The sequence below is a fragment of the Christiangramia sediminis genome (assembly GCF_020552705.1).
In the GTDB taxonomy this organism is placed as follows: Bacteria; Bacteroidota; Bacteroidia; order Flavobacteriales; family Flavobacteriaceae; genus Christiangramia; species Christiangramia sediminis.
The window spans coordinates 665,831-690,029 of record NZ_JAJBZG010000001.1; the positions used below are offsets into that span (position 1 = coordinate 665,831).

Annotated in this window: 24 protein-coding genes and 1 tRNA gene; 13 read left to right on the forward strand and 12 right to left on the reverse strand. The window is 35.0% G+C overall.

Annotated features, from left to right (window positions below; genetic code table 11):
* Positions 1-13: 13 nt before the first annotated feature.
* From LGQ90_RS03175 to LGQ90_RS03205, 7 genes are all read right to left on the reverse strand, one after another.
* Positions 14-1,414, reverse strand: coding sequence for an MBL fold metallo-hydrolase RNA specificity domain-containing protein (locus tag LGQ90_RS03175; protein WP_229338033.1), 1,401 nt, complete (start codon positions 1,412-1,414; stop codon positions 14-16).
* Complete coding sequence (locus LGQ90_RS03180; RefSeq protein ID WP_229338035.1) at positions 1,368-2,210, reverse strand: restriction endonuclease; 843 nt, start codon at positions 2,208-2,210, stop codon at positions 1,368-1,370. The genes LGQ90_RS03175 and LGQ90_RS03180 overlap by 47 nt, the downstream gene beginning before the upstream one ends.
* Before the next feature lie 234 nt (positions 2,211-2,444).
* Positions 2,445-3,845, reverse strand: a complete 1,401-nt coding sequence (locus tag LGQ90_RS03185; RefSeq protein WP_229338037.1) for a TolC family protein — start codon at positions 3,843-3,845, stop codon at positions 2,445-2,447.
* The gene (locus LGQ90_RS03190; protein WP_229338039.1) at positions 3,842-5,188 is read right to left on the reverse strand and encodes an HlyD family secretion protein; all 1,347 of its coding nucleotides are present in this window, start codon (positions 5,186-5,188) and stop codon (positions 3,842-3,844) included. The genes LGQ90_RS03185 and LGQ90_RS03190 overlap by 4 nt, the downstream gene beginning before the upstream one ends.
* 1 nt (position 5,189) lies before the next feature.
* On the reverse strand, positions 5,190-6,857 hold the full coding sequence (locus tag LGQ90_RS03195) for a peptidase domain-containing ABC transporter (RefSeq protein ID WP_229338041.1): 1,668 nt from the start codon (positions 6,855-6,857) through the stop codon (positions 5,190-5,192).
* 2 nt (positions 6,858-6,859) lie between these two features.
* On the reverse strand, positions 6,860-7,534 hold the full coding sequence (locus LGQ90_RS03200; protein WP_229338043.1) for a TetR/AcrR family transcriptional regulator: 675 nt from the start codon (positions 7,532-7,534) through the stop codon (positions 6,860-6,862).
* A 173-nt stretch (positions 7,535-7,707) separates the two neighbouring features.
* Positions 7,708-8,487 (reverse strand): DUF1206 domain-containing protein, encoded by a 780-nt coding sequence (locus LGQ90_RS03205; RefSeq protein WP_229338045.1) that lies wholly within the window; start codon positions 8,485-8,487, stop codon positions 7,708-7,710.
* Positions 8,488-8,814: 327 nt separating this feature from the next.
* Here LGQ90_RS03205 and LGQ90_RS03210 point away from each other — a divergent pair, with 327 nt between their 5' ends.
* A complete protein-coding gene (locus LGQ90_RS03210; RefSeq protein WP_229338047.1) occupies positions 8,815-9,297 on the forward strand; it encodes a hypothetical protein in 483 nt (160 codons plus the stop codon).
* A 452-nt stretch (positions 9,298-9,749) separates the two neighbouring features.
* On the opposite strand, the gene LGQ90_RS03215 is transcribed toward LGQ90_RS03210, so the two are convergent.
* Positions 9,750-9,977 (reverse strand): hypothetical protein, encoded by a 228-nt coding sequence (locus LGQ90_RS03215; protein WP_229338048.1) that lies wholly within the window; start codon positions 9,975-9,977, stop codon positions 9,750-9,752.
* 384 nt (positions 9,978-10,361) lie between these two features.
* On the opposite strand from LGQ90_RS03215, the gene LGQ90_RS03220 reads away from it, so the two are divergent.
* Together LGQ90_RS03220 and mgrA are read left to right on the forward strand one after the other, a co-directional pair.
* Positions 10,362-10,820, forward strand: coding sequence for a hypothetical protein (locus tag LGQ90_RS03220; RefSeq protein WP_229338050.1), 459 nt, complete (start codon positions 10,362-10,364; stop codon positions 10,818-10,820).
* A gap of 127 nt (positions 10,821-10,947) precedes the next feature.
* Positions 10,948-11,943 carry an L-glyceraldehyde 3-phosphate reductase gene (gene mgrA / locus LGQ90_RS03225; RefSeq protein WP_229338052.1) on the forward strand — a complete coding sequence of 332 codons (996 nt, stop codon included), beginning with the start codon at positions 10,948-10,950 and terminating at the stop codon, positions 11,941-11,943.
* A 20-nt stretch (positions 11,944-11,963) separates the two neighbouring features.
* Here the strand turns inward: mgrA and LGQ90_RS03230 are convergent, their stop codons facing one another.
* The 3 genes from LGQ90_RS03230 to LGQ90_RS03240 are packed head-to-tail and all read right to left on the reverse strand — an operon-like array spanning position 11,964 to position 15,179.
* Positions 11,964-12,935: a type I phosphomannose isomerase catalytic subunit gene (locus tag LGQ90_RS03230; protein WP_229338054.1), complete on the reverse strand. Its 972-nt coding sequence runs from the start codon at positions 12,933-12,935 to the stop codon at positions 11,964-11,966.
* A gap of 11 nt (positions 12,936-12,946) precedes the next feature.
* Complete coding sequence (locus LGQ90_RS03235; protein ID WP_229338056.1) at positions 12,947-14,569, reverse strand: ArnT family glycosyltransferase; 1,623 nt, start codon at positions 14,567-14,569, stop codon at positions 12,947-12,949.
* Positions 14,553-15,179 carry a lipid-A-disaccharide synthase N-terminal domain-containing protein gene (locus LGQ90_RS03240; RefSeq protein ID WP_229338058.1) on the reverse strand — a complete coding sequence of 209 codons (627 nt, stop codon included), beginning with the start codon at positions 15,177-15,179 and terminating at the stop codon, positions 14,553-14,555. The genes LGQ90_RS03235 and LGQ90_RS03240 overlap by 17 nt, the downstream gene beginning before the upstream one ends.
* Positions 15,180-15,441: 262 nt before the next feature.
* Between LGQ90_RS03240 and LGQ90_RS03245 the strand changes: the two genes are divergently transcribed.
* The 9 genes from LGQ90_RS03245 to LGQ90_RS03285 all read left to right on the forward strand — a co-directional run bounded on the left by LGQ90_RS03245 (position 15,442) and on the right by LGQ90_RS03285 (position 22,736).
* Positions 15,442-15,696: a hypothetical protein gene (locus LGQ90_RS03245; protein WP_229338059.1), complete on the forward strand. Its 255-nt coding sequence runs from the start codon at positions 15,442-15,444 to the stop codon at positions 15,694-15,696.
* 134 nt (positions 15,697-15,830) lie between these two features.
* Positions 15,831-15,904, forward strand: a tRNA-Arg gene (locus tag LGQ90_RS03250).
* Between the two features lie 797 nt (positions 15,905-16,701).
* Positions 16,702-17,055: a single-stranded DNA-binding protein gene (locus LGQ90_RS03255; protein WP_089663508.1), complete on the forward strand. Its 354-nt coding sequence runs from the start codon at positions 16,702-16,704 to the stop codon at positions 17,053-17,055.
* 76 nt (positions 17,056-17,131) lie between these two features.
* A complete protein-coding gene (locus tag LGQ90_RS03260) occupies positions 17,132-17,581 on the forward strand; it encodes a JAB domain-containing protein (RefSeq protein WP_229338061.1) in 450 nt (149 codons plus the stop codon).
* A 391-nt stretch (positions 17,582-17,972) separates the two neighbouring features.
* Positions 17,973-18,323, forward strand: a complete 351-nt coding sequence (locus tag LGQ90_RS03265) for a BfmA/BtgA family mobilization protein (protein WP_229338063.1) — start codon at positions 17,973-17,975, stop codon at positions 18,321-18,323.
* Positions 18,324-18,329: 6 nt separating this feature from the next.
* A complete protein-coding gene (mobB, locus tag LGQ90_RS03270) occupies positions 18,330-19,364 on the forward strand; it encodes a MobB family relaxase (protein WP_229338065.1) in 1,035 nt (344 codons plus the stop codon).
* A gap of 11 nt (positions 19,365-19,375) precedes the next feature.
* Positions 19,376-20,998: a type IV secretory system conjugative DNA transfer family protein gene (locus LGQ90_RS03275; protein ID WP_229338067.1), complete on the forward strand. Its 1,623-nt coding sequence runs from the start codon at positions 19,376-19,378 to the stop codon at positions 20,996-20,998.
* A gap of 59 nt (positions 20,999-21,057) precedes the next feature.
* Positions 21,058-21,477 (forward strand): LexA family protein, encoded by a 420-nt coding sequence (locus LGQ90_RS03280; RefSeq protein ID WP_229338069.1) that lies wholly within the window; start codon positions 21,058-21,060, stop codon positions 21,475-21,477.
* Positions 21,477-22,736, forward strand: a complete 1,260-nt coding sequence (locus tag LGQ90_RS03285) for a Y-family DNA polymerase (RefSeq protein WP_229338071.1) — start codon at positions 21,477-21,479, stop codon at positions 22,734-22,736. The genes LGQ90_RS03280 and LGQ90_RS03285 overlap by 1 nt, the downstream gene beginning before the upstream one ends.
* 27 nt (positions 22,737-22,763) lie before the next feature.
* Here the strand turns inward: LGQ90_RS03285 and LGQ90_RS03290 are convergent, their stop codons facing one another.
* Positions 22,764-23,186, reverse strand: a complete 423-nt coding sequence (locus tag LGQ90_RS03290) for a hypothetical protein (protein ID WP_229338073.1) — start codon at positions 23,184-23,186, stop codon at positions 22,764-22,766.
* A gap of 150 nt (positions 23,187-23,336) precedes the next feature.
* Between LGQ90_RS03290 and LGQ90_RS03295 the strand changes: the two genes are divergently transcribed.
* Positions 23,337-23,672, forward strand: coding sequence for a hypothetical protein (locus tag LGQ90_RS03295; RefSeq protein WP_229338076.1), 336 nt, complete (start codon positions 23,337-23,339; stop codon positions 23,670-23,672).
* Positions 23,673-24,199 lie beyond the last annotated feature (527 nt).

Genomic DNA, 24,199 nt, shown 5'->3' on the forward strand with positions numbered 1-24,199 from the left:
CTTCTTAAAATAGCTAAGGATAAAGACTGATTTTACTATATAATTCAGGAATGTTAACTTCCCAATTGTATGTCTCCTGAAGCTTTAATTTAAGTGTGGACATTACTTGTTTTTCTCCATGTATGAGAAAAACTTTTTCAGGAATATTTTTAATTGATTTTACCCAATCCAACAATTCGGCTTGATCTGCATGCGCAGATAGACTTTCAATTTTTAAGATTTTTGCGTTGACCTCATAGTATTTCCCCCTGATCTTGATCTCTTTGGCTCCATCTTCAATTTTTCTACCACGTGTCCCTTCTGCCTGAAAGCCCGTCAAAACAATTCGGGTGGTAGGATTCTCTATAAATTTAGTGAGGTAGGTAAGAATTCTCCCGCCAGTAAGCATTCCGCTACCGGCAAGAATAATACGAGGTCTGGATTTATCGATGATCTCCCAGGTGCGCTTATAAGAACTTACCAACTCAAAATGCTCATGAATCGCTGTAATTTCAGAGATTTTTTTATGAAATTGATCAAATTTACCAAAAAGAGCAGTGGCGTCTATCCCCATAGGACTATCAATATAGATGGGGAGCCTGGGGATCTTATTTTTTTGAAACATTTCCCATAATAATACACTGAGTAATTGAAGCCGTTCCACCGCGAAGCAAGGGATAAGCATTACCCCGTTTTCGTGGATAATTTCCTTGATACTTTTCGCTAAAATTTCTTCAACATCTTCCTGCGGATGTAAACGGTCTCCATAGGTGCTTTCCATAAATAGAAAATTGGCCCATTCAGGTTTTTCCGGGGGATCGAGAAGCAAGTCGTCTTTTCTGCCCAGGTCACCAGAGAAGACAAGTATTTTCCCTTCTATATCTAACTCAATAAAGCCTGCGCCTAGAATGTGTCCTGATAACCGATGCCGGAAACGAATACTTTCATTTAATTCATTCCAGGAGCCGCTTTCAAAGATTTGGAAGAAGCGAAGCGTCTCCTCCACATCATCAAGCGTGTAAAGTGGCAGGGCTGGATGATGTTTTGAATAGTTCTCTTTATTGGCTTTTTCAGCCTCTTCTTCCTGAATTTTAGCCGTATCTTTTAAAATAATTTCCGCTATTTCCAGCGTTGGGGCATTTCCCAAAATAACACCGTTGAATCCCTGTGCCTTAAGCTTAGGCAAATAACCAGTATGGTCAAGATGCCCGTGGGTAAGGATCACATAATCTATTTTTGAAACATCTACAGGCAGTTTTTCCCAGTTTTTCAGGCGTAATTCCTTCAGACCCTGAAAAAATCCGCAGTCTATAAGAATATGCAGACTATCTGTTTCAATAAGAAATTTTGAACCGGTTACTGTTTCCGCAGCTCCCAAAAACTGAACATTAAGCTTTTTCATTACTTTTTGAATTACATATGCTTTTAAACTCATTAAGAACCTTTCTTCGCCTCTCCTCTGAAATCCCCAAATGATCCAGGTAATGTGGCTGGCTTAGAAGATGTGATGCAAGCACGACATCCCTTCCTAATAGAAATTGTTTTTCTTCCATGGAGAGCAAGGTAGAGACCGTCACCGGATAAAGTTTCAAACTGTCAATGCGTTTTTTTAAACTGGCATTTTCCGGATAATCCCAGCTAAGAAGATACAATCCCATACACCTTCCATATTGCAGTGCATCTTCAGTAAAACGTGTATTGGTTACCACCCACCCCTGCCCTTCTTTTTCTTCATAGTTTTTGCCAGACATGTGTATGTCCTGAAACCGTGAATGTATATAGAGAGGAATTTTCACATCACAATTCCTTCCTTCTTCATTATGAAATTTGCACTCTACCAGGTGCCTTTTTCTATCTTTAATAGCTACCACATCCACCTCGTGGGATACACATTTTCCCTCTATTAGTTCTCCAATCTTCACTTGATAGCCATCTCTTTTCATAATTTCTGCGATGAATCTTTCAAAAGGAAAACCTGATGGTCCCATCTCATAAATGGCTTTTTTAAGGCTGTATCTGGAAGCATAACATTCTCCAGATTTCTTAAGCATTGAAAATGCCCGGTTATATATTTGTTTCGTTGTGATTCCCGGGTATAACTCATTGGAAATTTCTTTGAGAACCCAGTTTGCGGTTTTTCTATTGACACCACTTCGCAACAAGGAATTGTTGAGTTTAGTCGGAGAAAAAAAGACTTTCTCGCCCGAAGATTTTAGGATTTTCCTTTTCATCAGAAAAAATGATTAATTAGTTGAAGTTACGTAAAGAGAAGCTCCAACTTTATGATATAAATCATCTTTTTTACTGAAAATATCTGGATTTAAGAATAGAAGAGTTTAATCTATTATACGGGAAGCAATAATAGTTTAGGAATAACTCAAAAATGATAATTTATGAGTGACAGACTATTAAAAAAAAATTATCGATTTGAAAAGAAAAGTCAGCATTCTATATTAATACTGATTTTAAAATTCTACCACTTCTGCCATGGTTTTAAATAATTCAGCATTGCTTTTTAGTAGTCTATAGGTCATTTCTATTTCCTTTAACCTGGCAGCAATGAGATTATTTTCTCTACTATTAATTAAGAAAAGAGAACTTTCCCCTAATTCAAATTTTCGTTCTTCTGCGATTACCAAAGACTGGTAATCCCTAACCAGTTGATCCATCAATTCATTTTGTTCCTGTAAAGCTATAATCTGATTTTGTAATGATCTTAATTCATTTTCAATTTTCAAACGTGCAGTTACCAGATCCAATTCGGCATTTTCAAGTTCAAGTTTGGCAAGCTGAAGATCACCTCTTTCCTTTCGAAGAAATATGGGGAAGCTAAATTTCATCCCCATTTTGTAATCACGATTGTTCAGGGTATTTAGATCATTTGTGTTACTGGTTAGAAAATTATATTCCAGATCCAGTTTAGGTAGCAATTTATTAGTTCTTAATTTTTTTTCTACCTCCAGCATATCTATTTCATAAGCAAGAGCTCTTACTTTAGGATGTTCTTCTATATTTAGCGCAAAGATTATTTCTTCTGTATTTAATGTTTCAGTTACTTCGGGATAAAGATTTTCATTAGGGATTACTTCAGGATTTAATTCCAGCGGGATATTTCCTTCCAGCCAGATGAAATTTGAAAGATTTAAACCCGCATTCAATAGGTCTAATTTACTTTGTTCCAGTTCCAGTTTTCTATTTTGTATGCTAAGTCCTGCTTCAAGTGTATCTATAGCCGGTTTCGCGCCTAACCTATATTCAGCGGAAACACCTCTAAAACGAATTTCTGCATTCTCAAGGAAATTCTGATAAAGATTATACTCTTGAAAAGCGGTATACCACTCAAAATATGCTACAGATGCTTTATAAAGGATTTCTGCAACCTGTAACTGTCTTTTTAGCTGAGATTGATTTCTATAAATTTTTGCCTGTTTTAATGCAGCCATACGTTCGCTCATAAAGATCCCGTCTGCAACATTTAATGAAACCCCGGCAGAATATAGGCCATCTTCGGGTACATTATTTTGAGGGTTTAAATAAACCCCTGAGTTATCCTCAAACTTTGCATTTAATTCAAGTCCATACCAGGTGGGTATTTTAAAAGCAGAACTAAAATTGCTATAGTACTCTGTTGCCTTATAATTTTTCGCAGCGTAATCTGCTTCAATTTTAGGATCAAAACTTCCCCTCGCTTTTAGAAGTTTTATCTCGCCTTCATCCAACAAAAGATCTGCCTGTTTCACCAGGGGATGATATTTCTTAACCATGGCTATATATTCTGTAAAACCAAGGGAAAGACTATCTTCTATCTGGGAAAAACCTACTGAAGATGTAAATAAGAAAACAAAGAAGACTAAGATTCTGTTCATTTTTCAGTTTTATTATTTTTTGCAGGGGTATAATAATTCTGTGGGAAACCATTTAGCTGACGCCAGATCTCATACCAGATTGGAACATCCTCAAGTAAGGCCAGTGTGGTAGCTCCAGATCCCACTCTTATGGCAGCCGGCCAGGGCTCATCATCCTTATCCTGGGAAAGCAGAACCCTGTATTTACCATTACTACTAATAAAATTCTCAATGGCTACTATTTTTGCCCCGTAGGTTCCATAAGAAACATTTGGCCAACCACTAAATACTATTGCAGGCCAGCCATCAAACCTAATTCTCATTTCTTCACCCAGGTGCAATAAAGGAAGATCTATAGGATCTACAAAGGTTTCAACCGCCAGGTCGTATTCAGAAGGCATTATTCCTACCAGAGGCTCTCCCTCCTTGAAACTTTCACCTATTCCAGCCTTTATAGCCTTATTAATATATCCAGACTGTGGTGCCTTAATATAGTAAAGGTCATTCCGCATTTGATAATTAGTATAAGAGCTTTCCAGTTTTGAAACATCGGCTTCAGTTTGAAATAGAGCACTCTCTGCGGTAGATCTATCACTATTTGCCTTGGCCATCTTTTCCCTGTATTCCGCACTAATCCTGTTAATTTCGATCTCTGAGTTTATAATTTCATTCCTGCTATTAAGCAATTTATTTTCCTGGGATATTAATTTAGCCTGTGCTTCCTGAAGTTTTAATCTCTTCTCTTCTAAATCTGTCATAGACTTCAGTCCTTCCTCATTTAGCTGTTGCGTACGATTAAACTGTCTTTCAGCAATTTCTAAATTCGTCTTAAATGCCTCCAAATCTATACTATCACTACGCATCTTAAGTATGCTCTGTTTTAGCTTGTTCTGGGCCTGCTGAAGTTTGAGGTTTCTCTCTGTTTCCAGGGCACTGATCTGACCACTAAGAGAGTTGATCTTATTTTCATAAGAATCCATAGACCTCTTTTTGGAATTCACCTGGTCTCCGGTACGTTCGGCTAATTGCGGATCGAAATATTCATTTTTAATTTCCGATATAAAAAGGATCGTATCCCCTTTATTCACAAAATCTCCTTCGTTAACATACCAGTTCTCAATTCTTCCAGGAATGGGGGATTGAATGGTCTGAGGTCGCTGCTCTGGAGTTAATGTAGTTACAGAGCCAGTCCCCGAAACTGTTTGCGTCCATGGGAGAAATAGTATAATTACCAAGAAGAGCGCAAAGAATTTCAAGAACCGATTGAAATACTTAAAATGTGTATCTCTAAGCACCTTCCTGCCCGCTTCAAACTGACCTATATCAATTTTCTCGTGCAACTTATTATTAGTGATGTTTAGCATCTTATTCTTTATGAGTTACTAATTTTCCCTGTTCAATATTCAAGATCCTATCGCAATACTTCTCCCATTTCTTATCCTTACTACTTACAATAACCGACCAAGAATTTTCTGAACTAAAAATAAAGTCCAGGATCTTATCTTCTTCTTCGGGATCTAATTGATCCAGGGGTTCATTTAATATTAATACTGATGGTTTTCTAATGATACTCCTGGCAAGAATGATCTTTCTTCTAATTGAATAAGGAATTTGTAGACCTTCGGGATGAATAATCGTATTTAGTCCTTTTGGTTGCTGTTTTACAAATCCTGCCAGGCCGGTTTTTTCAAGCGCCCAACGAATCTGCTGTTGTGATATGTTTTTATCCCCGAAAGTGATATTATCCAGTAAAGTGCCTTCAAATGGTGATTCTTCAGATAAAGATTGCCCCAGTAAAGACCTGTAATGGTTTAACTTGATGCTCTTTATGGAATGGTCATTAATAAATATTTCACCTCCGGTTGGGGACATGAGCCCTGCTATGAGTTTTAACAGCGTAGATTTACCCGCTCCATTTTTACCTCTTATTAATATTTTTTCACCTGGACGAATACTAAGATCTATGCCGTTAATAATATTCTTACCGTTGAATCCCTGGTAAGAAATATTTTCCAGTTCTATATGTAAGGTATCGCCCTCAGAAAAAACCTGGTCTCCGCTTTGATCTTCAAGTTCTTTGTCTACCACCTGCCCCAGTTTTTCAAGGGAAGTAAGAATATCATAAAAAGATTCAATACCCAGAATCATTTTTTCTACGGAACTAATTATCAGTAATATGATGATCTCTGCGGCGACAAATTGCCCAATGTTCATTTCCTGATTCAAAACCAGGATCCCTCCAATTATCAAAAGACCAGCAGTAACAAGCACTTTAAAGCCTATTATTTGAATGAACTGAAGTTTTAAAATTTGAAAATGACCCTCCCTGGCATCCAGGTAGTCGCTAACCATTTTATCATTTCTGGAAATTGCATGATTGGTATTCCCAGATACTTTAAAGCTCATTAAAGTCCTGGCTACTTCCTGTATCCAGTGAGCAATCCGATACTTATGCTTAGATTCTACAAGACTTGTGACCAAACCTTTTTTAGCCGTAAACTTGAAAACTATATAAATTAATGACACCAGCAATAAGCCATAAATTATAAAGAACGGGTGATAAAGTGATAGCAGGATTAATCCAAAGATCACCTGGGTAATGGCGGTGGGAAAATCTATCATTACTTTTCTTAAAGCCTTTTGGATAATAAGCACATCAAAAAACCTATTGGCTAGTTCCGGTGGATAGAAGTTCTTTAATTCTTCCATTTTGATCTTCGGAAAGCGGTAGATAAATTCAAACGAGGCCCGGGTAAAAATTTTCTGCTGAACATTTTCCAGAATCCTGATTTGCATCAACTGAAGTACTCCTACAAATGCAACTCCCAGGGTTACTAAAATAACCAGCACTACCCAAGAGGTAGAGATCCTGGCTCCCTGTAACAAGTTTACGATGGCTTGAATTCCCAAAGGTACGGAGAGGCTTACCAAACCCGAGAATATGGCATAATAGAAAATTTGGAGAAAATCCTTCTTTTCTAGTTTTAGTAAACCTACAAAACGCTGCCAGGGTGTTAGACTTTTTTCCTTCATAATTATTTTTTTACAAGACTTTCAACCATGTGAATAAAATACTCTGAGGGCGTAACGCTGGCATTACAATCTGTGAGAGAAACAAAATGATCTCTAAGAAAATGTTGATGGAGTGTCCCCTCAATAATAGTACTGGCTAAACTGGATGGATAAGGATATTCAGCATTTACAGCTGTTATCATATCCTTTAGCCGATTTACCAGTCGTTTGTAAACAGAAAAATATCCGTCCTGGTTTTCTTCATCTACCTCCTTGGTTAAAAAGGATTTTGAAAACTCATTAATTATAATGTTGCTTAAAGAAATTTCATTAATATGCCCAAACTCGGCGTCTTCTTCAACAGGTTTAGTGATCACTTCTATAGCTTTTTCTAGTTTTTTATAGTTGTCTGAAATGCTATTGGTGGCAAATACAAGTTGATATTCTTTCCATCCCCAATACCAGGTGGTTATATACACGAGAAATTTATGTTTGTTTTCAAAGTATCTATAAATAGAACTTTCATTAGACTTGATCTCGTGCCCGAGCTTTCTGAAAGTGAAATTCTCAAAACCAATCTTATCAATCAATAAAATGCCATGTTCAACAATCCTTTTACCAAGCTCTGTAGACTCCGGATCTTTCAAATAGATCTTATCACTTACACTTATCCTGATATCCTGAAGAAGATATTTCATATTCAAAAATTTGAACAAAAATAATAGTAAAACTTATATTAATGATAGTAACACTATTATTTAACAAATAATTGAAAATTGTCTACCCATAGTAAGGTAATTGACTGAAAAGCTAAAACAAAAAAAGCCTGTCAATTAAAAATGACAGGCTCTTTTTAAATAATTTAATTTAACTATCGCAAACTGGCTACACTTATAGCGGGATATTTAGCTTTTATAAACATATAAACTCCATAACCCACAAATCCTATAGCTACAATTCCCAATACTATAGATCCAAATTCATTTTGAATATAACTAAAAGCATCTGTTTGGGTACTGATTTTACTTCCGCTGGAGAGACCGGATTTCAAGGTAAGATAGGCCATCAAACCTATGACCGCACCTCTGGCTGTATGCCCAAATTTTCCTGCGTTGATTAATGTCTTTTGTTCTTTTCTATCCATCCCGGCTTCTTCTACCTCTTCCCTGAATTTATTAGAATAAGCTCTATAGAGATCATAAATAGCCTTTATTGCCATTCCAATTCCTATAATAATAGCAATTGTGTCTCCATTGGATCCGGACATTAGAGAACCCATCATGGAACTCGAACCACCAGAACTGCTTCCAAAAGCTAATTTAAGTGAATAGAAGGCGAATCCTCCGTAGATTAAACCACTAATAAAATATGCTACTCTTTTTGCATATCCCTTAGCATCATCATCTAAACCCTTTGGATTAGCAAAAACCTGATACATTCTCCAGAATACATAACCTAAAAGACCAATTCCTAGAATTACAAGAAGAATTTGACCATAAGATTGCTGTGCAAGGTATTGCAAAGCTCCCTTTCCCCCTGTTTGCTGACCTCCCTGGCCAAATGCAGCCAGTGCCGTTAAAACTCCAATTAAAGAATATACTGCTCCCTTAGCCGCCATTCCGAAGCGTGCAAAATTTTTCTTTTTACTCATTACTTTTAATTTTTGATTGGTTAATCATTATTAAAGTTATGGGAATTTGAAATCCTTACCAGTTATTTAGAAAAATTTTATACTAACTTTAGCTAAATCAGGCCTATTTGATAAATTAAATGCTGCTTATCGCTTTAATTCCAACCTGATTTTTATCAAAAACTTTTAAGTTAGATTGAATCACTTTTAGGTAGTTCTGATAAGTAGTTCTTAATCTAATCAGAAAATGAGATTAATTTACTGATTGGTAGTTCATTATGGTCAAAAAAAATAATTAAATCCACAATTTTACAAGCTCTTTCACGTTATTTTCTAAAATTCATAGATATGAAAATAACAAATTTGAAACACGTGTTACTGGTTTTGTTGATGTTATCTATAACTACCATTTCTTGCTCGTCTGATGATGATAACAATCCAGATCAACAAAATCCACAAGTGATTAGTCAAATAGAAAATAATATAAGAGATGGTAATTGGAGAATAACAAAATTTATCGATTCAAACGAAGATGAAACTAATCATTTCAATGGATTTAATTTCACATTTGGCGCAAATGGAGTATTAATTGCTGAAAATGAAAATGATTCTTTTGAAGGCACCTGGAGTATTACCGATAGTGACAATTCAGACGACGATGACGATAGTGCAGATGATTTAGATTTTAATATAAATTTCAATTTATCAAATGATTTTGAAGACTTGAATGATGATTGGGATATTTTGACCCACTCCAGCAATAAAATTGAGCTTATAGATGTTAGTGGCGGAAACGGGGGCTCAGATTATTTAACTTTTGAAAAAAATTAAGTCATATTTGAGTTTCCAATTCTAAAGGATAAATTAAGCAAAATTGGTCTTGATGAGAAATAGAGTAATTGCCAATTATATAATGCAGTTATACCCTACTAATCTTATAACGCATACATCAATTAAATATCTGTTACCGAGCTAAAAGTAAGCTCTTCAGAAAATAATCTATAAAACTGTCAAGATCTTTGATAGAAATTTTACAATATAAGTCGCCACTCGATATTTATTCTATATAAGAAATATAGAATATCAGCACGATGCTAATTATAAAAATAACTAACCTTATATGATCTTCTCTTTTTGTTCGAGATTCCATAATAACCCAATTAGAAAATGAGTTTAAAATAGCTAATTATGCAGGGGAAAAATCGGGGCAGAATAATTTATATAACACAGACAAACAGTGTTATGAATAATAAATATACAGTATTTTCATTAAAAATAGAAACTTACAATTTCTCAATAAACTTTTGATGATCTCTTAACCATCTTTCCAGTTTTAATCGCTTTACTTCAGAAGCTTTTAGTCCTTTTTGCTTTTCATACCAATCATCTTCATTCTCTTTCTTAACAAAAGATCTTTCAATGGAAATTAAACGTTTACCCAGTAGTTTATAGGAAATCAATGTTTTGATTTCGTAAATATTCTTTGATTTTGATATTTTTATCAACTTCATAGCTCCCCAACAATTATTAAAATCAATTCTAATAAAAGAATTACCAAACAAATTTTTAGTTTGTAAAAATATATCAGGAAAATCCAAACTTGCATAAAGCATTGTTAAACCTGATCATCTGCATGGTTTGGATTAAATAATTTATTTCCGAAAGAATTATTTTAATGCTTCTCTAAAACAGAAATTCAATTTCAAAAATTGGGTGATATTTAACTTTAAAAAACAAGGAATAGGGAATTCTTCTGAAGTTGAGATAGTTACTCATCCATCAAAATTTATGTTTTGAGTATTCTTAAATGTTAATTCTTAAAATTTCCTTAAATAAACACAATAGGATTTCTAACTTTACGTTCCAATTAAACCAAACAAAAAATCCTATACCCTATGAAAAGATTTAAAATTGTCTTGGCCTTAATTACAATTAGTGTTTTCTTATCCTGTGATACAGACAGAGATGATATAAACCTTTCTAAAGCTGAAGCGAATGCGTTAAATCTAATTGTTCAAAACGGTGAATGGCAAATCACCCAATTCTCTTTAAATGGCTCGGACAGAACCGCGATTTATGAAGATTATATTTTCGTTTTTGAAGAAGAAAATAATCTATCTGCAAATTCCTCTATAGACCAGGTAACGGGCACCTGGAGAATTAATAATGATGCCGGGAGTGAATTTGATTCTTACAATGATGTAGATTTTAATATTTTCTTTACCTCAAATGGCAAACTTGGAGAGCTAACAAGGAATTACGATGTTATATCTGCTACCAATACAGAAATCAATCTAAATCTTGACATGAACGAGAATGGAGATACAGCTATACTTAGTTTTAGTAAGAACTAGCTGTAGCATACTAATATAAAATTATTAAAAGGGCATTATACTTAATTGGTATGATGCCCTTTTAGTTTTCTCCAGTATCAACATTACACCAATCTTTTATTAAATTGCATGGATCAATAAAATTAGGATGGATACATATAAAGCAGAAGAAAGTAGATACGAAAAAATGCAATATCGCAGATGTGGTAAAAGCGGAATAAAACTTCCATTATTATCTCTTGGATTGTGGCATAATTTCGGAGATCATGATAATTTTGAAAATTCACGTAATATCCTCAGAACAGCATTTGACCATGGGATCACACATTTTGATCTTGCTAACAATTATGGACCTCCTTACGGTTCAGCTGAAAAAAATTTCGGAAAGATCTTTGAGGAAGATTTCCAAAAATACCGAGATGAACTTATTATTTCTACCAAAGCGGGATGGGATATGTGGCCGGGACCATATGGTAACTTTGGATCCAGAAAATATCTTATTGCCAGTTTAGACCAATCTCTACAAAGAATGGGGCTGGATTATGTAGATATATTCTATCATCATCGCCCAGATCCTGAAACTCCGCTGGAGGAAACTATGGGTGCATTAGATCAAATTGTAAGGCAGGGCAAGGCACTTTATGTAGGTATTTCACAGTATAATGCTGAAGATACTTTGCAGGCCTCTAAAATATTAAAAGAACTGGGGACCCCATTTCTTATTCATCAACCAAGGTATAATATGATGGATCGCTGGGTTGAAGATGGTCTTCTAGATACTCTTGAAAAAGTAGGAATTGGCAGTATCGTTTTTTCTCCACTAGAACAGGGAATTCTTACTTCAAAATATCTTGATGGTATTCCTGAAGGTTCACGTGCGGCAACTGAGGGTAGCTATTTGGATAGATCCCAGATAACAGATGAGGTCGTAAATCAAATTCAGCAACTACATGAAATAGCCAGTAACAGGAATCAGAGTCTTGCGCAAATGGCGGTAGCCTGGTTGCTAAAAGATGAGCGTGTAACTTCAGTGTTGGTGGGTGTAAGTAAGGTTCCTCAGTTAAAAGATAATATTGAAGCTATTAAAAATATTGACTTTACAGAAGCAGAATTAAAAAAGATAGATGCTATTTTAAATTATTAAACACCCGGAACTTCTGGAATTTACTTGATATAAATTTCCAGAAGTTCTGTTTTATCGCCTTCTATTTCAACTTCATCAGCAATTGCCGGGATCAAAATACTCTCCCCTTTTTGCAGAATTTCTGTATGATCTTTAAGGCTAATTCTTGAAACCCCGTCAACACACATAAAGATCACAAAAGAATCCAGTTGAGAATAATCTTTTTCGATCTTTCCCTGAACCGGTAAGAAATTGGTTGTAAAGTATTCACAGGATGCTATTTCAGAAGAAACATTCTCTTCCTTCCTATAAGTAAGTTTATAATCATCCTTTTTTTCAAAATCAATAGCATCAATGGCCAAAGCCGTGTGCAGGTCTCTGCCTTTTCCTTCTGAATCTACTCTGTCCCAATCGTAAATTCTATAGGTAATATCTGAAGTTTGCTGGATCTCAGCCAATAATACGCCGCTTCCTATGGCGTGAACCTTTCCTGTATTAATAAAAACCGAATCTCCTTTTTTAACTTCTTCAAAATTCAACAACTCAGTGATCTTGTTTTTTTCCAGGTATTCAAGGTATTCCGTTTTATCCAGCTCCTTTTTAAAACCAATATTCAGTTTGGAACCTTTATCTGCCTGCATTACATACCACATCTCGGTCTTTCCAAAAGAATTGTGACGCTGTTTTGCCAGTTTATCATTGGGATGCAACTGAACTGAAAGGTCAGATTTAGCATCGATGAATTTTATGAGCAACGGAAAATCCTCTCCAAACTGTTGATAGATCTTTTCGCCAACTAATTCAGATTTATATTCTGATATAAGCTCAAGAAGATTTTTTCCAGCTTCAGAACCATTGTCTACTATAGAAATATTATCCTTAACTCCTGAAATTTCCCAACTTTCACCCACATTATCTGTAATGGTATCTTTATTTAAATGATCCCTTAATTTATTTCCACCCCAGATTTTTTCCTGAAGGATTGGTTTAAATTTTATTGGATAGTTGAGCATTTTATTATTATTTAATCTGATTTTCTACTGATTAAAAATAGATTTCTATGTAATCGTTCCCGGTGGGTATTGGGCTGGGTATTCATGTTAATCTCATCGATCTTCTTGATTTCAAATTCAGCCAAAACCTCTTTCATCTCCTGCAGTTGCTCTTCACTTACTAATAACAGAAATTTATCATTTTCAGGAATATCATAAGTTTCTCCATTTTTAAGAGATTCAATAGGTTGTCCATATTCCCAGATGAACTCCGGAGTGAAGCCATTATATTCATATAAAGGCATGGGTTCTTCTTCCAAATAGCGATCTACTTCAGAAATACTTTTATATTCAGGATTCAATTCCAGCTGCTTCACCAAGGGAAAGCCAAAGAATATTATACAAATTATAAACCATACTGTTAAATAGAAGACCGGTTTTATTCGATTTTTCTTAAGGTAGTAAAAAATGAGCGTTCCTATACTAACCAGGCAAATTGAAATAAGTAAATACCATGGCCAGATTTCCGTAAATTGATCTTTCAATAAATAGAATCCTATAACCGGAAATGCCAATCCTATCAGGGCAATAAGTGAAAAATTAAAGTATACTACCCATTTCTCTTTTTTCCGCATCATATCAAATCTCCTGAAGAGATATTCAATATAAAAGCCAGTATTCAAAGCTAATGGGATTAAGACCGGTAACAGGTATCTGGATTTCTTTTCGGGGATAATAGATAGCAACACAACGGCAGCCAGGGTCCACCAAAGCGTAAATTTATAACCTGTTTTATCAAAAACACGATTTTTAAGGTAGGGATAAAGTAAACTCACAAATGCGGGAATGGTCCATATTCCAGATTGAATAACAAAACTCCAATAATAGTAGAAAGGTCTGGTGTTGTAATCCAGCCAGCGACCAGTTTCTTTTTCAGTAATCTTAGCTACCGCCTGGGTATCGAAAAAATAAACATACAGGCTCCAGGAAGCTGAAACAGCCAATGCAACCAATACCATTATTAATAATGCGGGCCACTTATCTTTTAAGTTCCTGTATTTATAAACCACTCCATAAGCAATTAAAAATGGCAATAAAAGCGCATACATAGATACCGGGCCTTTGCTAAGAAAGGAACATCCCAAAAGGATTCCGGTAATTACTCCGTTGGTGAATTTATTAGCTTCATCAGTAAATATTTTATATAATCCATATATGGCCATTAACATCCAGGCATGGGTATGAATATCCCATTGCCCGTCCCTGCCTGAATATAATATGTAAAATGAAGTCGCTCCAATCAAACCTGCGATAAACGCAAATTTTCTATTTGCAGTAAATTTTAGTCCGAGTTTATATATAAAAATAACCGTTATGGTTCCCATGATTGCAGCCGGTAATCTTAAGGCAAAAAGATTTTTCATGCCAAATATCAGCATAGAAATAGCCGTTAACCAGGTGGGTAAAGGTGGTTTCTCATATCTGGGTTCATTATTCAGGGTAGTGAAGATCCAATGATCTAAATTGATCATTTCCCGGGCAGTCACAAAATTACGGGCTTCCATGATATTTACCATGATGGCATCAAGGTTCACGAAAAATATCGCTATACATACCATGAATAATAAAAGAAAATAATTATACTTTGACCTCATTTTTCTGAATATAAATATTTCTAATATACATAATCAAACCAAAGCCGTGGCCCGCCAATAGTACAGGATCCTTTCTAATTACTGCATAAACGATTATAATTCCTGAACCCAAAAGACTTAATAGCCAGAACCCCATTGGTAAACTTGATATTTTTTTCCTCTCTGAATATATCCATTGATAAATAAATCTTAGAACAAAAATCACCTGACCCAAAGATCCGAGCAATAACAACCAGAAAGGGATCGCATCATTTCTGAATAATTTGGCCGCATCGTACTGATCATTATTGAATCCATATATTACAATTAGTAAGGGAAATATCCATAAAAATATTCTGAAAAATCTTGGGAACCTGTACCATTCGCCCTGTAATTGCAGATTTCTTATATAAATGAAATACGTAAGGGTTTGCCCCATCATAATAGCAAAGTCGTCCCTTAAATACCCATAAACAAACAGTAAGAATGAAGCGAGTAAACTTAAATGCCAGAATAAAATTGGGGTAATAATTTTTTTACTTTTTTCAGAAAGTATCCATTGCAGGATCATCCGGCCTGAAAAAAGAAACTGTGCCGCAAATCCCAAAGCATACACTAACCAATTATCCATTCTTTCTTCCAACTTTAAATAATGGAAAATCCCTTTTTTTTGTAAAATGAAAGTTTTGAGATAAAGTGACCATATAAGTAACCGGGGAGTTTTTGGCTAAATTAATATTATTTCTCAAACACTATTATAGTCATTTACCGATTAATTCTTGCACTTTGAAGATTTTTGAATAATTGACCCCCAACGATTCATATTTACTTATATATTTGATTCACCAAATCTATTGAAATACCCTGCTTGGCTAACTAAAATATAATTAGTGATGCTAACACAACAGGACTACATCCTTAATACTGAAGAAGAATACCAACAGATTAAATCTGTAAAGGAGCTGGTTCAGAACATTCATGAATCCGGTACCTTTTTTAATCTTTCTCTTAAAACTTTAGAGTTAATCCGAAGGTTTAATAATCTATATATTCAGGTTTTCGAAACTGAAGATGAAAATCCAGGCATCCTGAATCAATTAGTTATTATATCTAAAAACCTGGAGGCAGAATTAATCAGAGAAAATTAGAAAACTAAAAAATACTATATACTGATAATCAAAAACTTCCTTCGGGAAGTTTTTCTTTTTTAGAAATAAGTGATTTTTTAAATAAAAAAACATTGCATTATTTATAAAGTGGCTTATATTTGCAACCGCAAAACGGTGGCATAGCTCAGCTGGATAGAGCACCTGCCTTCTAAGCAGGCGGTCCCAGGTTCGAATCCTGGTGCCATCACGAAAAGCCTTCTCATTCTGAGAGGGCTTTTTTGTTATATTCCTTAAAGAGATTTTAAAGAATTGTATTTATTTTGCTCATTATTTTAATCTCAATTTTCTCCACAAACGCACACTTTACGCACACAAATTAATATTTAACATTTTTTTAGTACAAACGCTCACATTTAAGATCTTTAAATTAAAAATTGGGATCTTCCCATACATTAAAGGGAAAATAGTTCAGCACATTCCCCTGCATTTCGTTATCACTACATTCTAGGAAAAGAGCTTCACGAAAAAAGTCTTGGACACTATTCCCCTATTTATTTGTAATACATTGACAGTTCAAAATGTCAAAGAAGTGTGCTACTCTCACAATCCCAAAAGTGGAATAGAGTCCGCCAGATTGAAATATTATTGCAATTATTCTTCCACTTCAAATTTTTTCATACTCCTCATAATTATTTAAGACTACTACCCAGCCATCCCGATTTACCTTTTTTGTAATGCAAAATACCATGATTTAGAAGTTAGCCGGAGTGCATAACCGGTCGGCTACGCTTTCCCTTTTATAACTCCTCTCTAATTCTAAATCATGAAACTGTATCGGCATCAAAAAAGGTAACAGCGACGGCACTACGGGAAGTAAATTTTAAATCAGAAATCATGAAATCGTATCAAATCCATAAAACTGAAACGGAAAGAAAGTTAAAAAATCAAAAAAGGAAAACGCTCAGGATACAATAAGTAAATTTTTAAACCTACCCGTGGGTGAAAGCGGGATTCATAAATATTTTAATCTAAATTTTTTCAATCATGAGTACACTTAGAAACAAAGTACAGTTAATCGGAAATGTAGGGAACGCTCCCGAAATCAAGAACCTTGAAAGCGGCAAAAAAGTAGCCAGTTTTTCAATCGCCACTAATGAATTTTATAAAAATTCTAATGGTGAGAAAGTGCAGAATACCCAATGGCATAGTATTGTGGCATGGGGTAAAACTGCGGAAATCATTGAAAATTATGTAGGTAAGGGAAAAGAAATAGCTATTGAAGGCAAACTGACTTCCCGCTCCTATGAAACTAAAGAAGGTGAGAAAAGATACGTAACCGAAATTTTAGCCAGCGAAATTCTTCTACTGGGTGCAAATGCCAGTAATGGTAACAATTAATTTTTAAATTAAAGAGGGCGGCCTTGCTCAAAGATCCGCCCTCTTTTCATTATTAATCCAGTTAAACGAGATCAACATGAAAACCAAAGTTAATGAAATATCGATAAAATATCAGGGCAATTTTAAAATAAGCCAGGCACCTAAAATCACATCTTCCCAAAGTGCCACCGAACTTTTATTCAGCTCCTGGAATAGGGATCAAATAGGGCTACAGGAATGTTTTAAGGTTATGCTTTTAAATAACGCCAATAAAGTAAAAGGAATATTTGAAGTCTCTACAGGCGGAATTACCGGAACCCTAGTAGACTTACGTATTGTATTTGCAGTTATCTTAAAAAGTCTGACAACTTCTGTTATTCTGGCGCATAACCATCCTAGTGGCACCTTAACACCGAGTAATGCAGATAAAGCCCTCACTACGAAAATAAAAAATGCAGCGATCCTTTTTGATATTAAAGTCCTTGATCATCTTATAATAACTCCAGATGGTAACTATTTTAGTTTTGCCGATGAGGGTCTTTTGTAAACAATCAAAACAAATTTTTAACCGGGTCTTGATCTTTAAGGCCCGGTTTTCTATTTGAAAAATTCGCAATCAATTTTTCCAAATTCTAAGATTAGTTCAATAAGATAAAATTCTACATCTTAAAAAATACAATTCATTATTGGGACATATAAAAGGCTATTAAATTCTGTTTAATAGTTTGAATTTTTTGTCCCTGCGGGACGAAAAGGCAAAGCAAGAGGATAACCCGCGAAGCGAGGTTAAGCATGCCTTTAAAGTTTCAAATAGCTGTTATTTAGATACTTATAAAATATCGAAGTTTTTAAAATTTTCGAATTTACAGTAAATGGCTTCTAAACCCCTGCAAAATGGTCAATATTTACTGTAAATGCTAAAAATAAAAAGAAGAATTATGGAAAAATCTACAAATATAACCATCAAGAAAAATATCGCTCAGCGATTCATAAAATTTTCTAGAAGGCACTACAAAACCCACACTGAAACTTTAGCCGGTATGCTGGACTTTTTTTATTACAATGAAATCTCACCTAAAGAAAAATTTGGACCTACCGGAAGACGGATTGAAAATACCCTAAAAAAAAGAATAAATGCAGTGATTGCTATAATGAAAGATGTAGAAAAGAACAAAGCTAATCCTACGCTAGCAATTCTTGAGTCTCTCATGGAAGCCGCAGATCCTAAAAATAAAAACCAGATAAGGGATTATGAAGAAGATGATACTCATCCCGATTTCTATAAATAATTCATTATGTATATCACTATTTCAGCACAAAAATTAGGAGGTAATTATTCACAGAGTGTCGCAGGCTATGTGGATTATTTGGAAAAAGAGAACCAGATACCAGAACAAGATCAGAAATTGGAAAATTTCTTTAACCAGTATGAAGATGATATAATCCCGGAGGAAGTGGTGCAGGAAATTGATTCCAATACTTCTAAATTAAAGAAAATTGAGCCCAAATTTTACTCTATTACGGTAAACCCCTCCCAGTATGAACTTAGAAGACTGGAGGACAATAGCGAGTCTCTAAAGCGCTATACGAGGGAACTTATGAAAGATTACGCTTCCTGCTTTAACCGTGAAATTAATGGACGTCCAATCAGTATTAATGATATTAAATATTACGCCAAAATTGAACATCATCGCACCTTTAAAGGAAGTGATTTTCAGGTGAAGGAGAACCAGGAATATGCTACCAAAATACTTCAGCTGAAGAACGATATTCAAAAAATTCATAGGGTTGAAAAAGAAGGGAATATCAAGAAAATTGAGCTGCAAATAAAACAGCTGGAAAAAGTGGCTCCTCATCAACAGAACGGAAGCCGTATTGTACAGGGAATGCTCAAAGAAGGTAATCAAAGCCATATTCATATTATCGTGAGTCGAAAGGATGTCTCCAATTCAGTCAGCTTGTCCCCCGGGAGCAAATACAAATCTTCCGAAGTCGAAATGAATGGGAGATTAGTGAAAAGAGGGTTTAACAGGGATGCTTTTTTTCAGAAGGCAGAAAAAACGTTTGATAAAAATTTCGGGTACCAGCGCAATTATGTCGAGACATATCAGGCTCGCAAAACTTATATCCATAATCCCAAATTATATTTTTCAGCAGTAATAGGTCTACCTGCTTCTGAAAAAGCCATGGCGATGAAAATAGTACGGGAAAGTGGTCTGCCAATTCTTCCTGTTATTCCCGTATCCCAGGCTCAGCTAACAGTAAAACTGATTAGAACTCTTCAGAAAAGTATTGGCGTTGCGATAAGATCTGGTTCAATAGGAATTTAAACTAAAAAATTATGGAAACTTTTAATCTGTATTCAATCATTTTCCTCATTGCGGCTATAATTTTGATTTATTATCGTGTCTATAAAATATCTACTTACGCTTTCCTAATCAATTCACTGCTTACCGCTCTTCTACTTTGGGGAATTCTAGCCGCTACTCCATCCATTAATGAAATAGCTACGGTAGCACTTTATTTGGGCTGCCCTTTAATTCTAGGGAATACAATACTATATGTATTTCTGCCTAAAAATGAGAAAACAAATATACCTGCCAAGTACGAGGTCCATTTTAAAACTATAAAATCAAAATTTAAAATTGGGAATATAAAACGTGGAGTTTCTATTATTGGTGCTGCAGGTAGTGGCAAAACAGAAAGCGTTGTTTACAATTTATTGGAACATTTCAGTAAGCATGCCTTTTGTGGGGTTATTCATGATTACAAGGATTATGAAATCACAGAAATGGCTTACCCCCTATTTAAGAATCCAAATCTACCCTTCTATATCCTATCATTTGATAAAATATGTAACCGTGTAAATCCTATCGCACCGAGGTATATGGAAAACGAAGAGGATATAAATGAAGTATCCAGAGTTCTTTTGGAAAATCTGCTGGAACAAAAAGAAACAGGTGCTACAGGTACAGGTAAATTTTTTAACGATGCCGCTCAGGGGTTAATTAGCGGTTTGATCTGGAAATTAAAAGTATCATTTCCTCAATATTGTACCCTGCCACATCTTATAGCCGTTTATCAATATTTAAATACCGATGAGCTTATTAGTTTTTTAAAATCCAACCAGACTTCAAGGGCTTTTGCAGATGCTTTTATTAGCGGAAAGGATTCTGACAGACAAACCGCCGGGGTAAAAAGTACAATTTCCAATGCTCTTATGAAGATTAGTAGCAAACGTATTTTTATGGCTCTTGCAGCCGATGATATCCCACTCAATATTAATGCCTCTGAAAATCCAGCGGTAATCTCCTTGGTGAACAATCCAAAATATGATACCGTTTACTCCCCTATTATCGCAACGGTTATGCACACCATTGTAAAGCAAATGAGTATTCGCCATGCCCAATCTTCGTTTCTCCTTATTGAAGAGGCGCCCACAATAAGGCTATTGAATATGCATCGAATTCCGGCCACCTTGAGAAGTTATGATATTGCAACTATTTATGTGATGCAGGATAAAGTACAAAATGATATGATGTATGGAGATAAAGCCAGCAAAGCAATATTGAGTAATTTGTCCTATCAGTTCTTCGGAAAAGTTAACGATCCTGATACCGCCAGATATTATGAAAGATTTTTTGAGATTATAAAAGATGAAACCAAAACGGTGATGCGAGGAACGGGATTGGATTTTGACACCAAAATTTCTACCGGTGAAAAAGAGATTTATAAAGTTCGGGCCAATACCTTTTTTGGGCTGAAACAGGGTGAATTCGTTACGTATGCCGATGGAAAAGATGAAAAGGTATATTTCCAGAAGCAAAAAATTCAGCGACAACTGCCAGAAGATGGTCAGTTTTATTCAGAAGAAGAAATCAATGCCAACTACATAAAAATATACAGGGAAGTCCGGTTTATTTGCAAAAAGGAAAAAGAAAAACCAAATAAGAATAACTCATAATAATAAAATTTGGATTAATTCCTATTTTATGGATAATATCCTTTTTGTAGCTTTGTAGGATGATTGAAATCATTAAATATTCAGAATATCCTATTTTTTTGGTTCGGCCTTTTATTGGCGGAATAACTGCCGGATTTCCTTCACCTGCCGATGATCACCTGGATAACAACATAGATCTGAATATCGAATTCATTAAGGATAAGGACGCTACTTTTTTTGGAAGGGTGCAGGGTGACTCAATGACGGGTGCTGGGATAGACCATGGAGATCTTCTAATCATAAATAAAAGCCTAGAACCCAGAAATGGGAAGATTGCTGTGTGTTTTATAGATGGTGAGTTTACCGTCAAAAGAATAAAAATCGAAAAGGAAATTGTGTGGTTAATTGCCGAAAATAAAAATTACCCTCCTATTAAAGTAGGCAAGGATAATGATTTTCTTATCTGGGGGATTGTTACCAACGTAATAAAATATTTCTAATGTATGCTTTGATAGACTGCAATAACTTTTATGCTTCCTGTGAAAGGGTATTCAATCCTGATCTAAATAATAAACCTGTAGTGGTGCTTTCAAATAATGATGGATGCGTCATAGCCCGTAGTAATGAAGCAAAAGCTTTAAATATTCCTATGGGTGCGCCAGCCTTCCATTATGAGAAAATATTCAACGAGAACAAGGTGCATGTATTTTCCTCTAACTATGTGCTGTATGGGGATATGAGTAACAGGGTAATGAATATTCTTGCTAACTATACCCCCGATATTGAAATTTACTCCATAGATGAAGCATTCCTTTTATTTAAAGGCTTTAGTCAACATTTTGATTTAGATAGTTATAGTAAAGATATAATTCGAAAAGTGAAGACCTCTACCGGAATACCAATAAGTATTGGAATAGCTCCTACGAAAGCATTGGCAAAAGTAGCGAATAAAATAGCAAAGAAATTCTCAGACCGCACCGAAGGAGTGTATGTAATAAATACTGATGAAAAAAGGACAAAAGCCTTGAAATGGACCAAGATAGGTGATGTATGGGGAATTGGAAGGCAACATGAAAAACGCCTGCTAAAAATAGATATTGATAATGCTTTTAAATTTACTCAGCTACCTGATGAATATGTAAAGAATGAAATGAGTATTGTGGGACTAAGACTCAAAAGGGATTTAGCAGGTCTCCCTACATTAGCACTTGAGGAGGTTTCAACCAAAAAGAACATCGCGGTTACCAGGGCTTTCGAGAAAATGTATTCTAATTACGATGATTTAAAAGAAAGAGTATCTACTTATACAGTTAAAGCAGCTGAAAAACTTCGTCGACAGAATTCCAATTGCTCTTTAATACATGTCTTTTTACTCACTAATCCTTTTAGAATGGATCTGCCGCAATATCGTGCAAATATTACCTTACATACTCCCTTCCCTACCAATTCCAGTATAGTTTTGACAAAATCCGCACTGCTGGCATTATCCAAAATTTATAGAAAAGGATATCAATATAAGAAAGCTGGAATCATGGTAATGGGCCTAGCCCCCGAGAACCAACGTCAATTAGATTTATTTACCAGTGAAAATCCAAGCCATCAGGCCTTAATGAAAACCATTGATCGACTTAATAAATCAGAAAACGGTAAAATAAAATTTGGCGGCCAGGATCTTGGCCGCACCTGGAAAATGAAACAGGAAAGACTTTCAAAAAGGTATTCTACTCGGCTTGATGAAGTAATTATTGTCAAGGCCTAAATAGGAGATATTTTAAACTTCTCCCATCTAATCCACATGATACCTGGTTATTAAGCTTTTATCTTTACTGCCTTCCGGTAATAATAACTCTCTCTCAATTAAAAAGATCATCCCTTCTGTATTACCAACAAATCTAAATATACTTTCTAACCTTACATTATCAAAAATCAAGTAAGTGTAAAAGGTTCTGATTAAGTTATTTTCGCTTCTCGAAAAGTTTACTTCAGGATCTATTTTATCCCAAATTTCAATATCTGTGTCACCTTCAGTCCGGTAAGTTTTGATTAAAATCGTGTCATCTTCAAGGATGATTTCCCTATCTATCCATTTATGCGGTGAAGCAGCAGAAGCGGGAACGGTTATATATTCTGTTAACTTGGAAGTAAATGTCGCCTGCCCCCAGCCAATTGAAGTTATACAGATGAGTAAAGTAAAGTATAAAGTTCTCATTTAAATAAGTATCAATTCACTTGTAATTATCTTTTTATTCATCATTAAATTAAGCTATATATTTAACTGAAAATCAAGTTAAAAAGAAAATTTTTAAATTTTAGTTGTGTAAACTTAATACTGGAAGGTAATATTAAAAGCTCTTCTAAAATGGAACGTTTAACTATACCAGTTGCTGAAATAGAATTGAAAAGCGGGACTCATTTTGATTTAGCGGAAATTTACGATTCAACTAACCTAAGTGGTTTATATATCATCCCATCTGATAACCAGCGATATATTTATCCTGCGAAGGAAATTCCAAAACTTCCCAAAGGTCAAATGCTCCCATGCATAGTTCTGGCAGGTGAAGCCGAATTAACTGGATATAAAGCTCAGTGTGTGGATGATGGCGGTGGGAATAATTATCTAGTAGAATTAATTAGTGAAGACGGAATGCTGATTGAATATACTCAGGAACAAATAAAGGAATTTAGTAATTCCTGAATTCCAACAATTTTAAATTTTGTAAATCTTATCTATTAATAAGTAAATTCCCTGCTATCTGGCTTTCTAAAGCTTAATGGTAATCTGAATCTATAGAAAACAACAAATTAAACCATATTACATTAAAAAGGAGGAGGCTTGATAGCTTTCGCCCTCGCGCCCCCATAAAATAAGTCCCGGAAAACCAGGACTTATTTGCAGATTAATATCCAACAGCGCTGTCTTTATCAGCCGGACCCGCCCCCATCATCTGCCAGGTGTTGGCCGCTCCTTGTACCGCTATTATCAACTTGATTTCAAATTTACTTAAATTAACTTTAAGACATTAAAATAATAATCTGACATTGAATTGAAGCAGTTTAGTTTACTATGATAGTTTCTGAAATCACTCAACTTTCGGAATATAAAAAGTTTCGATTATAAATACTTAAGCTCCCAAAATTAGTGGCGGTGCAAAGTTCATTTCAATTATTTGAAATTTTATTTACATCCGTTTTTGGCACAAGTGATTCTTTCACTCGTGTTTT

Bases quoted from the DNA above. Each gene is read 5' to 3' on its own strand.
- LGQ90_RS03175 (WP_229338033.1), bottom strand. From the start codon at position 1,414: ATGAGTTTAAAAGCATATGTAATTCAAAAAGTAATGAAAAAGCTTAAT.
- LGQ90_RS03180 (WP_229338035.1), bottom strand. From the start codon at position 2,210: ATGAAAAGGAAAATCCTAAAATCTTCGGGCGAGAAAGTCTTTTTTTCT.
- LGQ90_RS03185 (WP_229338037.1), bottom strand. From the start codon at position 3,845: ATGAACAGAATCTTAGTCTTCTTTGTTTTCTTATTTACATCTTCAGTA.
- LGQ90_RS03190 (WP_229338039.1), bottom strand. From the start codon at position 5,188: ATGCTAAACATCACTAATAATAAGTTGCACGAGAAAATTGATATAGGT.
- LGQ90_RS03195 (WP_229338041.1), bottom strand. From the start codon at position 6,857: ATGAAGGAAAAAAGTCTAACACCCTGGCAGCGTTTTGTAGGTTTACTA.
- LGQ90_RS03200 (WP_229338043.1), bottom strand. From the start codon at position 7,534: ATGAAATATCTTCTTCAGGATATCAGGATAAGTGTAAGTGATAAGATC.
- LGQ90_RS03205 (WP_229338045.1), bottom strand. From the start codon at position 8,487: ATGAGTAAAAAGAAAAATTTTGCACGCTTCGGAATGGCGGCTAAGGGA.
- LGQ90_RS03210 (WP_229338047.1), top strand. From the start codon at position 8,815: ATGAAAATAACAAATTTGAAACACGTGTTACTGGTTTTGTTGATGTTA.
- LGQ90_RS03215 (WP_229338048.1), bottom strand. From the start codon at position 9,977: ATGAAGTTGATAAAAATATCAAAATCAAAGAATATTTACGAAATCAAA.
- LGQ90_RS03220 (WP_229338050.1), top strand. From the start codon at position 10,362: ATGAAAAGATTTAAAATTGTCTTGGCCTTAATTACAATTAGTGTTTTC.
- mgrA (WP_229338052.1), top strand. From the start codon at position 10,948: ATGGATACATATAAAGCAGAAGAAAGTAGATACGAAAAAATGCAATAT.
- LGQ90_RS03230 (WP_229338054.1), bottom strand. From the start codon at position 12,935: ATGCTCAACTATCCAATAAAATTTAAACCAATCCTTCAGGAAAAAATC.
- LGQ90_RS03235 (WP_229338056.1), bottom strand. From the start codon at position 14,569: ATGAGGTCAAAGTATAATTATTTTCTTTTATTATTCATGGTATGTATA.
- LGQ90_RS03240 (WP_229338058.1), bottom strand. From the start codon at position 15,179: ATGGATAATTGGTTAGTGTATGCTTTGGGATTTGCGGCACAGTTTCTT.
- LGQ90_RS03245 (WP_229338059.1), top strand. From the start codon at position 15,442: ATGCTAACACAACAGGACTACATCCTTAATACTGAAGAAGAATACCAA.
- LGQ90_RS03255 (WP_089663508.1), top strand. From the start codon at position 16,702: ATGAGTACACTTAGAAACAAAGTACAGTTAATCGGAAATGTAGGGAAC.
- LGQ90_RS03260 (WP_229338061.1), top strand. From the start codon at position 17,132: ATGAAAACCAAAGTTAATGAAATATCGATAAAATATCAGGGCAATTTT.
- LGQ90_RS03265 (WP_229338063.1), top strand. From the start codon at position 17,973: ATGGAAAAATCTACAAATATAACCATCAAGAAAAATATCGCTCAGCGA.
- mobB (WP_229338065.1), top strand. From the start codon at position 18,330: ATGTATATCACTATTTCAGCACAAAAATTAGGAGGTAATTATTCACAG.
- LGQ90_RS03275 (WP_229338067.1), top strand. From the start codon at position 19,376: ATGGAAACTTTTAATCTGTATTCAATCATTTTCCTCATTGCGGCTATA.
- LGQ90_RS03280 (WP_229338069.1), top strand. From the start codon at position 21,058: ATGATTGAAATCATTAAATATTCAGAATATCCTATTTTTTTGGTTCGG.
- LGQ90_RS03285 (WP_229338071.1), top strand. From the start codon at position 21,477: ATGTATGCTTTGATAGACTGCAATAACTTTTATGCTTCCTGTGAAAGG.
- LGQ90_RS03290 (WP_229338073.1), bottom strand. From the start codon at position 23,186: ATGAGAACTTTATACTTTACTTTACTCATCTGTATAACTTCAATTGGC.
- LGQ90_RS03295 (WP_229338076.1), top strand. From the start codon at position 23,337: ATGGAACGTTTAACTATACCAGTTGCTGAAATAGAATTGAAAAGCGGG.